Source organism: Treponema sp. UBA753, from assembly GCF_002297325.1.
GTDB lineage: Bacteria > Spirochaetota > Spirochaetia > Treponematales > Treponemataceae > Treponema_D.
In genome coordinates, this window is the sequence record NZ_DBKJ01000110.1 from 4,345 (window position 1) to 14,753 (window position 10,409).

The 10,409-nt window shown below is 39.7% G+C and carries 11 protein-coding genes and 1 pseudogene; 6 read left to right on the forward strand and 6 right to left on the reverse strand.

The window, feature by feature from the left end; translation table 11 throughout:
* From B4C08_RS08960 to B4C08_RS08985, 6 genes are all read right to left on the reverse strand, one after another.
* Positions 1-751 (reverse strand): Rpn family recombination-promoting nuclease/putative transposase (locus tag B4C08_RS08960; RefSeq protein WP_296664622.1); only part of this gene is annotated, 751 nt, incomplete at its 3' end.
* Between the two features lie 61 nt (positions 752-812).
* Positions 813-1,628, reverse strand: coding sequence for a dCTP deaminase domain-containing protein (locus B4C08_RS08965; RefSeq protein WP_296664624.1), 816 nt, complete (start codon positions 1,626-1,628; stop codon positions 813-815).
* A 76-nt stretch (positions 1,629-1,704) separates the two neighbouring features.
* Positions 1,705-2,628, reverse strand: coding sequence for a PSP1 domain-containing protein (locus B4C08_RS08970; RefSeq protein WP_296664627.1), 924 nt, complete (start codon positions 2,626-2,628; stop codon positions 1,705-1,707).
* A 28-nt stretch (positions 2,629-2,656) separates the two neighbouring features.
* Positions 2,657-3,199, reverse strand: a complete 543-nt coding sequence (locus B4C08_RS08975) for a YaaR family protein (protein WP_295799000.1) — start codon at positions 3,197-3,199, stop codon at positions 2,657-2,659.
* A gap of 1 nt (position 3,200) precedes the next feature.
* Positions 3,201-3,617, reverse strand: coding sequence for a bactofilin family protein (locus B4C08_RS08980; RefSeq protein ID WP_295799004.1), 417 nt, complete (start codon positions 3,615-3,617; stop codon positions 3,201-3,203).
* 1 nt (position 3,618) lies between these two features.
* A complete protein-coding gene (locus B4C08_RS08985) occupies positions 3,619-4,632 on the reverse strand; it encodes a M23 family metallopeptidase (RefSeq protein ID WP_296664629.1) in 1,014 nt (337 codons plus the stop codon).
* Positions 4,633-4,907: 275 nt separating this feature from the next.
* On the opposite strand from B4C08_RS08985, the gene B4C08_RS08990 reads away from it, so the two are divergent.
* The 6 genes and pseudogenes from B4C08_RS08990 to B4C08_RS09015 all read left to right on the forward strand — a co-directional run.
* Positions 4,908-5,693: a TatD family hydrolase gene (locus B4C08_RS08990; RefSeq protein ID WP_013702422.1), complete on the forward strand. Its 786-nt coding sequence runs from the start codon at positions 4,908-4,910 to the stop codon at positions 5,691-5,693.
* Entirely contained in the window at positions 5,690-6,700 is a 1,011-nt protein-coding gene (gene dusB, locus B4C08_RS08995; RefSeq protein ID WP_296664633.1) for a tRNA dihydrouridine synthase DusB, read from the forward strand. The genes B4C08_RS08990 and dusB overlap by 4 nt, the downstream gene beginning before the upstream one ends.
* A 70-nt stretch (positions 6,701-6,770) precedes the next feature.
* Positions 6,771-8,351: a DUF5312 family protein gene (locus B4C08_RS09000; RefSeq protein WP_296664635.1), complete on the forward strand. Its 1,581-nt coding sequence runs from the start codon at positions 6,771-6,773 to the stop codon at positions 8,349-8,351.
* A 1-nt stretch (position 8,352) separates the two neighbouring features.
* On the forward strand, positions 8,353-9,510 hold the full coding sequence (gene dgcA, locus B4C08_RS09005; protein ID WP_295800564.1) for a diguanylate cyclase DgcA: 1,158 nt from the start codon (positions 8,353-8,355) through the stop codon (positions 9,508-9,510).
* Positions 9,507-10,130, forward strand: coding sequence for a rhomboid family intramembrane serine protease (locus tag B4C08_RS09010; protein WP_296664638.1), 624 nt, complete (start codon positions 9,507-9,509; stop codon positions 10,128-10,130). Before dgcA ends, B4C08_RS09010 begins: the two co-directional genes overlap by 4 nt.
* Positions 10,121-10,409, forward strand: a pseudogene (locus B4C08_RS09015) (hypothetical protein); the annotation flags it as partial. The gene B4C08_RS09010 and the pseudogene B4C08_RS09015, both read left to right, overlap by 10 nt.

The following is a 10,409-nucleotide window of genomic DNA, read 5'->3' on the forward strand; positions in this document are numbered from 1 at the left end:
TATCTGCTCTCATGGCATTAACCCTGTCTTCAACCATTTCTTTTGCTATGATTTTTGCAAGCTGTTCGGATTTTTCTTTTACTTGGATTCGCATTTCCTGTTCCCACGTCATAAACCTATGCCTCCATTGCGCATTTGTCTTGGCGTACCTCACTTTTTGCTCAAGCTGGTCTGTAAAGTCCGAGGCCGCGTTCAGTCCGTTAAGGAATTTAAAGAATTCCCTTAGGCTTTCCGTGGGCATTTTATCATATTTTGAAGCGTTAAAGAAGACTTTGTGAGTTCCGTCGTTTAATAAAATCTCAGAATTCTGCTTGCAAACCTGATGAAAATCATACACAGGCAGTCCGTTTCCAAAAGCGTCTTCCATGCACAGAAAAATCACGTAGCTTTCATTAAGCTCGCTGTAATCCGCGCCGGAAACAAGGCTGTCAACGTCCATGAGTCCTTGGTAGTACCTTGCGCGCTTAGCAAGATTCGTTCTGTTTGTAGTCTGAATTTCAATATCAAAGCAGCGACCGGTTCCGTCCTTTACATAGACATCAAACCGAATTCCCTTTGAGTCGTAGTCAACTTTAAAGCTTCTTTCAGCCACAGGAATTTCAATCCGCTCAATTTTTATGTTAAGCAGAAGTTCCAGTAATTCCTTGCACAAGTCCGGGTTTGCCGTCATTACCTTGCAAAAGATAAAGTTGTCCGCAAGTGTCGCTCGCTCCCATTTTTCCGCGGGAGTCAGTTCATGCATTTCTTTCATAAATCCTCCGCATATTTAATTGCAGAAAATTATCAAAAAATGCACGTTTTCAGCTAAAAAATCAGTTTTTAAGCAGGGCAAGAATTATTGTTGAAGAGGCAAGCAATATAAGGAACACAGTATAAACTGCGCTAAACCATTTTTTCTTGCCTTTATTGACAATAAGCATTACAAACCCAAGCAAAGTTGCAATGCAAGTAAGGAGGCAAAGATTCACGGTGGCTATTAGATTTTTAGAAACAGTTTCTCTTGCAAATGCCTGAATGTTCACGCTTACAAGTGTAAAAATTGAAACAAAAACACCCATTATTGTAAGAACATTTCCATAAATCTTTTCTTTTAAAGATTCAAGGTCTTCTTTTGCGTCTTTGTATTCTTTCATAAGCTTGTCGTATTCAGGCTGATATTTTCCAACCCCTACAAAATCTTTTTCGTTTCTGAATGAAGCGTCATGCTGCTTGTCGTAAGTTTGCTCTGGAATTTCCTTTAGCTCTTCAAAAACAACCTGTGCAATTCCGAATCCTTTGGCAATTGTAAGAACGGAATCAGAAATATTTTGAACGCGCAAAAAGCAGAATGTTCTGTGCCCCGGAATATACTGAGGACCGTCAACTTTAAGTCCCATTCTCATAACTGAATTTCTTTCAACAATCCGAGCGGTAAGTTGAGGCGGAAGTTCTATTTCTTCATTCGTCTTTATGTAAACCACGTCTCCCGGTTTCATTTCAAAAGACAAAACGCTGTTTTTTTGAGAGTCATATATGCAATCAACAGAAAGTTCGTAGGCAATTCCTTTTAGATTTTCTTCTTTATAACCTGAAACAATAAGTTTTTCCTGCAAAACCAGTTCTTTTATATTTTTGTCAACTAAAAGCATAAAAACCTCTTTGATATGGATTTAAGTATATTCCCTATCATTTTTATTTTCAACAGTTATGTGTTCTTTCAGTTTTTTAATTTCCGATTTTCCATCTGTTGCCTTCGCGGACAAAGCGTTTGGCGTTCACTTCGATTACGCGTCCGTCTTCACCGAGCATTTTTACCATGGAAGTTATTGGGTTCACTTCAATTACGCGGAAGTTTGTGTCGTCGTAAAAAAGCCTTATGCCTTCGTTCGGGAGTTTTTTGCGCGCTTCGGAATACCAGTCGTACTCATAGCTTAGGCAGCACAAAAGGCGTCCGCACTGTCCGCTGATTTTCATGGAGTTAAGGCTTAGGTTTTGTTCCTTTGCCATTTTTATGCTTACAGGCCGAAGTTTGTCGCTTATGCTGTTGCAGCAGTAAGGCCGTCCGCATACTCCAAGTCCTCCTGTAATTCGGCATTCATCGCGCACTCCAATCTGACGCAGTTCAATTCTCATTTTAAAGATTGAAACAAGGTCTTTTACAAGCTCGCGGAAGTCAACCCGGTTGTCGCTGGAAAAGAAAAACAAGGCTTTTTGTTCACCCACAAGAAAATGCACGGAAATGAGCTTCATGTCCAAATGATGATGCTCTACTTTTTCGCGGAACACCTTGAATGCAGACTTTTCAGTTTCTGCAAGTGAAGAAGCTTTTTCAATGTCATCATTGTTTGCCTTGCGCGAAATCTGCACAACATCGCCCGGTTTTATTCCTATGGGAACTTTAGAAACCCCGAGATTTTCTGCAAGGTCAAGCCCGTAGCGTGTGGGAACAATCACTTTGTCGCCGTCATTCAGCTTTCCGCCTGGAAACGTGGCGTAAATTCCTTCAAATGAATACACCAGCTTAAGCTTATAAAGTTCCTTGGGAAAAACAAAATTCCTTGAGTCGGTGTTTTCTGGTTCCTGCGAGTCTTCAAGAGAGGCAAGATCTTCATTTTCTTCATATATATCGTTTTCAAAAATATCAGACATAAAAACTCCAATTGTCTTAGTTTATCAATTATGACGCCATAAGGTCTACAAGCAGACCGCTGATTTCGTTTACACGGGCAAGCATTGCGAACGCTTCTTTGTGCGAACTTAAAAGCCACTTTGCCATTTCGTCCAGTTTCTGATTTATGACCACAATCTTGAACTGCGGATCAAGCGGCTTTCCTTTTCTTGTGAATCCGCGCCGTTCTCTTTTTTTTACTTCAAAGTTGTTTTTTGCAAGGTATCTTAAAAACTGCGACACTTTTCTTCTGTAGTCAGCAAATTCTTCCGGGGTCTGCTTTTCCTTTAGACGATCCGCCGCCATGTCAGCTTGATCTTTTAGGTAGATTGCCGCATCTTCCGTGTCCAGCCCCGCAATTTCCTTGGGAAATCCGTCCTTTTGCAGAGCGAATTCTTCCCGGGCCTTTTCCATTGCGCTGGAAAAAAGTTTCCGTCTTGCTTTGTCTGTCTTTTGTGATTTTTCGTCTTTTTGGGCTTTTTGAGCCTGAGCGTTTGCTATTGAAGCTGCTGCGGAAAAATACAGGCTTGAGGATGTGCCTTCAACTTCCATTTTAAATCCTTATGGACATTGAAGAAATTGCCTTCATGTTTTCTTGCCGTGAAACTGCGGATGCAAATTCCGCACTGTCTGAAAGCGAAATACAGTGGCCGTGCAGCACAACGTCTTCTTCTGAGACAAGTTTTTTTGTCTGCAAATCTCCAATCACCACGCTTGAGGAAAGAAGCTTTATAAAGTCCGGAGCAACAATGTCGCCTAAAACAATTCCGCCTATAACCGTTATGGATTTTGCTTTTATGTTTCCGCGGATTCTGGCATTTTCGCCAATTATAACATTTCCGCTAGCTTCTATGTTTCCGTCAATATCACCGTCAATACGAGCAAATCCGTTTATTTTGACATCGCCTTTTACAGAAGAGCCTGCGCCAAGGATGCTGTTAATGGAAATATTGTCGTTAAAAATAGCCATATTATTTTACGTTGATGTATTTTGCAGGATCTACTACATCTGAACCTATGTGGACTTCGTAATGAAGGTGAGGTCCTGTTGTGATTCCTGTGTTTCCGATTGTTCCAATTATCTGGCGCTGAGCAACCATGTCGCCTTTCTTTACGCGTGTTGTGCCAAGATGGGCGTAACGTGTGTAAATTCCGTGCTTGTGCTTGATTATTACATTAAGACCAAAGCTGTCATCGTAGGCAACTGTAACAACCTGACCGTTTGCAGTTGCAATAACAGGATCCCCTTGCCTCCAAGTACTAAAGTCAAGGCCTTTGTGAATGTACCATTGCTGTGTGATTGGATGGATATTCTGTCCAAATTCCATGGAAATATGTCCAATTCCATTTTTTACAGGCCAGACATTCGGAATGTCAGAAAAAAGCGCGCCTTGGTTTTCAAGCATTTTTCCAATCTGCTCAACTGGGCGAACTGCGCTTTCCAAATAAGCCGTAAGCTGCTTTATGTCGGAAGTTTCCTTTAAAGAGCCTGAAGTTATATCCTGCGTGTCAAACAAAGATGAAAGATCTGAATTTTTTCCGGCTGATTTTGAAGTTCCAGTGTTCTGGTTTATTCCCAAAAGTGAAAGAGACTGGCTTAAAGTTGACTGGAATTTTTTTGCAGTCTGAAGAAGATTGTTGTTTTCGTCTCTAAGCTCGTCAAGGCTTGCAAGAGTTTCTCTGTTTTCGTCTCTGAGCCGTGAAATTTCAAGTCCGGAAGAAGCGTTTTTCTGATTAAAGTAAACAAACGAGCCTGTAATTCCAACTGCAAGAATAATTCCGAGGACAAGCGCAAAAACGTTTGTCTGCACGCTAAAAACTTTTCCTTGCGAATGCGGAACAATCATCAAAGTAAGTTTTCCGTCAAAGAATTTTATGACATTTGCGCAAACCTTGCCTATAGAAACAAAGAAAAGTCTAAAGGCATGCATAATACGGGAAACTATATTTTTTTCTAATCTCTTGTATTTGCGAGAACGCGCCACAAAAATCTCCGTAAAAAACTTTATCCGAAAAGCAGCAAAAGTGCTTCAAAACTTGACTTTTAAAACCACTTCCGAATTACCGAACAAACAGTATATCAAAGGACGTCTATGCTGTCAAACGGACTTCACTGGCAAAACCTAAGGCAAATTACATTTGACTTCAAGGCGTTCCTATGTTATCTTATTAATAATATATCGGATAATTAATTAAAAAATATTAAAATTTTCTAGGGAATCTTCTTTAGAAAAGTCTTTCAAGTTTTTAAGGAAAAGCCATGCAGTTTTTTGATACTCACGCCCATATAGGGTTGATTTACGATGACCCTGTAAGACAGATTAGCGTTATTCAGCAGGCAAAACAAGCCGGCGTTACAAGAATTATAAGCATAAACAATAGCATTCTCGACTTTAAAAAAGAATATGCTTTTCTAAAATCGCAGAAAGGTGTTTACCATGCCGTTGGAGTTGGTCCTTCGGAAGTAAACAATCCCGGCGCAGATTGGATTAAGATAATAGAAGAAAGTGTTTCACTTCCGAATGTTGTTGCAATCGGGGAAACTGGACTTGACTATTTTAAGCAGTACGGAGATAAACGCCGCCAGATTGAGCTTTTTATAACTCAGCTGGAACTTGCCCAAAAGCATAATCTTCCAGTCATAATCCATAACCGCGATGCAGGAAAAGACATATTTGAAATTCTTCAGGACAGATTGCCGGAAAAAGGCGCGATTTTCCATTGCTACAGTGAAGACGCTCCTTATGCAAAAAAATGCCTGGACGCAGGAATGAATGTCTATTTTTCTTTTGCAGGAAACTTGACTTACAGAAACGCCCGCAACCTGCATGAAACAGTTCTTAATATTCCGCTAGACAGAATTCTTTTGGAAACAGAAAGCCCTTTTATGATTCCGGCCGAATTCCGCGAGAAAAAAAGAACGATGCCGGCATATTTGCCTTCAACCGCAAGATTTTTGGCGGAGATGCTTGAAACGGACTTGGAAAAACTTTCTGCCCAGCTTTGGACAAACAGCTGTAAAGTCTTTAACTTGCCGGAAGAATGAGACTTTACCATTCAGTAGACATTGGAGCTCTTCATTTAGGCGGAAATCTCTTTTTAGCACCGATTGCAGGCTACAGCGATATGGCGTTCCGTTCGCTTTGTGTTGAATACGGAGCTTCTCTTTGCACTACGGAAATGGTTTCTGCGGAAGCTCTTGTGCGCGGAAACAAAAAAACAGAACTTCTTATGCGCCGTGCCCCAAATGAAAAAGTTTACTGTGTTCAGATTTTCGGCGGAAATGCGCAGACAATGGCAGAAGCTGCAAAAATTGTCCTTGAAAAAACAGATTGCAATTGCATAGACATAAACGGCGGCTGTCCTGTTCCCAAAATAACAAAGACTGGAGCAGGCAGTGTGCTTACAAAAGAGCCAGAACGTCTTTATTCAATAGTAAAGGCGGTAAAAGAATCTTCTATTAAATATACTTCATTGCATCCAGAACGCGGCAATATTCCTGTAACAATAAAAATCCGCAGTGGCTGGGATTCTTCTAATATAACATGGAAAGAATGCGCAGACGCAGCTTTAAAAGCCGGAGCAGATGCAATAACGATTCATGCACGGACAAAAGCCCAAGGCTATTCCGGAAAAGCCGACTGGGAAATTCAAAAGCAGCTGGTTGATTTTGTTGCAAAAAGAATTCCTGTGTTTGGGAGTGGAGACGCATTCAGTCCGGAAACTGCAAGACTCATGCTTGAACAGACCGGCGTAGATGCCGTGATGTTTGCAAGAGGCGCAATGGGAGATCCTTTTTTATTCAAAAGAACAAAACAGTTTCTTTTAGAAGGAGAATACGAAACAGAAACTCCAAAAGAACGGCTTGAAGCAGGTCTTCGCGAACTTAAAATGAATGTCGCAGAGCACGGAGAGAAAGCCGCTTGTATGCTGATGCGAAAAAAATTCTGCGCGTACAGTTCAGGAATAAAAGGCGGCGCAAGACTAAGAGAGCAAATTGTGAATTCAGTTTCTATAAAAGACTACGAAGAACTTTTTAAGCAGTTTTTGTGAAAAACTTTTGCGCAAAACACATTTTTACTGCACTTGAATAAATCCTTGTTTATCCATAAAATAACTTATTATGGGGCTTTTTCAAATAATTGCAGAGTTTTTCAAAACAATATTTTCTCCTACATCACCAGAAAGCCTCCAGAGACAGGCAGTTAGAAGAATTGAATCTGAGCTGAAAAACCTTGCGCCTGGACTTTACAAAAACGGTCTTGTAATGCCAGATTTTGCAGAAGCTTTGCGAGTGCTTTTTGTAAACACAGCTCCAATTTTTGACATTCTTTCGGAAACTTACTGTTCCACAGATTTAGATACAAGTCGGCACTTTGAAGAGCAACTTATTTTTACAGGATTTGACAGCGAGGCCCGGGAAATTCTTGAAAATCTTCTTTCTTATGAAAATAGAAAAAAAAGCGCGATGGAAGCCCAGTCGCTTATCCGGCATTTTGAAAGTGAGCACAGGCAGCTTGAAAAAGTTGAAAAGGAACTGAATTCTCCTGCATTTATAAAAATTGAAGAGACTTTAGACAAGATGAAACAGCTGAATGACATTTGCAAGTTCAGCTACATAACGGCTCTTAAACTTTTTGATCCAAGCTACAGCACAAAAGATTCCTACACACCGGAATTTCAGCCAGTGCCTATTGAATTGCTGGAAAATTCTTTGCTGGACTTGTATTTTGTGATTGCGGAAATGGACGTTACAAATTCGCTTTACAATGCGGTTCTTGCACTTTTCAGGCTGAAAAAAGGCGGCAAAATTTCAGACAGGGAACTTCAAAGTTTAAAAGAAAATTTCAAAAAAATTCAGTACATTGTAAAGCACATTTTTACCAAGGAAATTCTTTCGTGCATGATTAGAATTTCAAAGAAAAACTACGAGCTTGTTCCAGAACGCGCGGTTTACAACGGAAATTCAAGGCAAAAATACGCTGACTATCTTGAAACACGGTTCCGAACAGACGAAGCTCGTTTAAAAGGCGAAATTCAAGACGCGGCAATAAACAATGAAATAAAGCAAATTTTTGGTGGCGCGCCGCTTGCAGCAGTTCAGGGCTACAGCAAGGACTTGGATTTTCAGCTTAGACAAAGCACGCCGTTTTCTTTTGCCTGGATTACTCCGCTTCAGCTTTTAAAGAATTTTATTTCAGTTTTTTATGAAGAGCACGTAAAGCCGCTTTTAAATGACATTGTAATAGAAGGTTTTTTCAATAATCCTGCGTACAAGTCTGAATTTTCATCTTCCGTGTTTACTTGCAACGATTCGCTTGAAAGAATAAACGCATTCGAGTCCAAATTTACACGCGGAAATGAATTCGATGAAACAAACATCACTTCGCTTATAAGAGACAGCCACAAAGACGCAACATTTGAATCAACGCTGAAAAACCTTATAGACAGAATCAACAGGCAGGCAAAGGAACTGATTCAGACAGAAACAACAAATGTTTTTCAGCTTTACAAAAAAATAAACGATATTCTTATCGAATCCAAAAAACCAAGTTCCGAGGTTATAACGAATTTAAAGGTTCTTATGATTTCTTCAAGAAACAGAGACAATTCCGACTGCATGGAAAACCAAAACGGCCAGTGGAAAGTTTTTCTTGAAATAATGAAGAATTATGTTATAATCGGAAATATAGAGAAGAAATAAAATGGCTAAAAAGAAAGCAATTTCTGCAAAGACTCAAACTCCAGTGGCAAAAGAAAAACAGGTTATTGCCGAGTTTGAAAAGCATATTTACGATTTACAGCAGATGCTTGAAATTTCAAAGTCATTTTGTTCAACAATTGAATTTTCTCCGCTCATTGAATCGATTCTTTACGTGGCGATGGCCCAGATGCGCGTTACAGGTGCGGGACTTTTTATTTCAGAAGAATTCGGCAGCGAATATTTTAAGCTTTCAGAAAACTATTCGGGAATCGCCATAGACCCAACAATTGAATATAAAATTAGCATAGATTCTCCGCTCATTGAATTTTTGTCCAGTTCTTCAAATGTTTTTGCCTTGCATGAGCTTTCTGAAAAATTCCCTGAATCTCAAGAAATAAAAGTCATAGAATCGCTGAATCCTTCGCTTATAGTTCCGCTTATGCTGAAAAATCACTTGAACGGAATTCTTGTTATGGGCGAGCGGATTTTTGTGGAAAATCTTTCTGCTGACTACACAACTTACGAAAGAAATGAAATTCAGACAATTGCTTCTCTTGCTTCGGTTGCGGTTCACAATGCGTCTTTGATTGACCAGTCCACAACCGACATGATGACAAAGCTTCGCCTAAAATTTTATTTCTATAACATTCTTGAGGACAAACTTGACTCGGCATTTTCCAATGAGCAGACACTAAGCGTTATAATGTTCGACATTGATTTCTTTAAGAAGTTTAACGATACTTACGGACATGCCTGCGGAGATTATGTTCTAAAAAAAGTTGCAGAAATTATAAGCGACAGCACAAGGGAAGGAGATCTTGCTTCAAGATACGGCGGAGAAGAATTTACAGTTCTTTTGTGCAACGCAGGAAAAGACGAGGCAATGCTTGTTGCAGAACGCATAAGAAAACGAATTGAACAGACAACGGTTTTTTATGAAGGCCACAATATGCAGATTACAATTTCAGGCGGAATTTCTGTGTTCAACATAGAAACAAATCCTGTTCGCTCTGCAAAAATTTTGGTAGATCAAGCAGACAAAGCTCTCTACATTTCTAAAAGAACTGGAAGAAACAGAGTTACCATTTTTGATCCTTCTTCACAGAATTCAGATTCCGCAAAAGAAACAGAATCTGCATTAGAAAAATCAAATTCATGAATATAATCCGAAAACCTTTCCGTTATACTTTTTTTAATGCGACCTCTATAATAATTGCTTTAAATCTAGTTGTTTTTTTTCTGACAATGATTTTTCCGCGGCTTCAAGTTTATCTTGGAATGTCGTATTTTGGCATTTTGCTTCATTATTACTGGCAGCCGTTCACTTATCTTTTTGTGCATTCAGGATGGAGCCACATTCTTTTTAATATGCTGGCTTTGTTTTTCTTTGGAATTTCCGTGGAACGCGCGGTTGGCTCTAAGGAATTTTTGCTTTTTTATTTTTTGTGCGGAATTCTTGACGGGATTATTTCTACGCTCTTGTATCGTTTTTTTGGAATCAATGTTCTTCTTGTGGGGGCGAGCGGAGCTGTTTACGCGCTGCTTTTTGCCTATGCCGTTATTTTTCCGCGGAATGTGATTTATATCTGGGGAATAATTCCTGTGGCTGCTCCGTTGCTTGTTTTTGTCTATGCGCTGATTGAAATTATAAGCCAAATTTCCGATGGTTCAGGAATTGCACATCTTGCGCATTTGGCAGGATTTGCTGTCGCTTGGATTTACTTTATTGCAAGAATGGGAATTCATCCTTTAAGAGTATGGAAAGACGCATGGAGATAAAAAAGCTGCTTTTTTTTTGCGTTCTGTTTTTATTTAGCGTAAATGCTTTTTGCCAGGCCCCGCTGCAGAATGAACAGATTAGAATTCAAGTTTGGGCGGAACTGGATTCTTTTCCCGGAAAATTTGAAGACGAAAATTCAGTTCAAGAGCAAAAATCGCAATCCAAGCAGGAAGAAAAATCCGACTTTGAAAAACTGTACGGATTTGCAATTGAAAGAACAAAGCAGGTTGCGCCTTTTTTAATGGAAGGACTTTTGTACGGCTGGAATTTTGACTACA

What these genes read in the sequence shown, in the direction of transcription:
- B4C08_RS09000 (WP_296664635.1), top strand. Translation starts at nt 6,771, where the DNA reads ATGGGGCTTTTTCAAATAATTGCAGAGTTTTTCAAAACAATATTTTCT.
- B4C08_RS08970 (WP_296664627.1), bottom strand. Translation starts at nt 2,628, where the DNA reads ATGTCTGATATTTTTGAAAACGATATATATGAAGAAAATGAAGATCTT.
- B4C08_RS09010 (WP_296664638.1), top strand. Translation starts at nt 9,507, where the DNA reads ATGAATATAATCCGAAAACCTTTCCGTTATACTTTTTTTAATGCGACC.
- B4C08_RS08965 (WP_296664624.1), bottom strand. Translation starts at nt 1,628, where the DNA reads ATGCTTTTAGTTGACAAAAATATAAAAGAACTGGTTTTGCAGGAAAAA.
- dusB (WP_296664633.1), top strand. Translation starts at nt 5,690, where the DNA reads ATGAGACTTTACCATTCAGTAGACATTGGAGCTCTTCATTTAGGCGGA.
- dgcA (WP_295800564.1), top strand. Translation starts at nt 8,353, where the DNA reads ATGGCTAAAAAGAAAGCAATTTCTGCAAAGACTCAAACTCCAGTGGCA.
- B4C08_RS08975 (WP_295799000.1), bottom strand. Translation starts at nt 3,199, where the DNA reads ATGGAAGTTGAAGGCACATCCTCAAGCCTGTATTTTTCCGCAGCAGCT.
- B4C08_RS08980 (WP_295799004.1), bottom strand. Translation starts at nt 3,617, where the DNA reads ATGGCTATTTTTAACGACAATATTTCCATTAACAGCATCCTTGGCGCA.
- B4C08_RS08990 (WP_013702422.1), top strand. Translation starts at nt 4,908, where the DNA reads ATGCAGTTTTTTGATACTCACGCCCATATAGGGTTGATTTACGATGAC.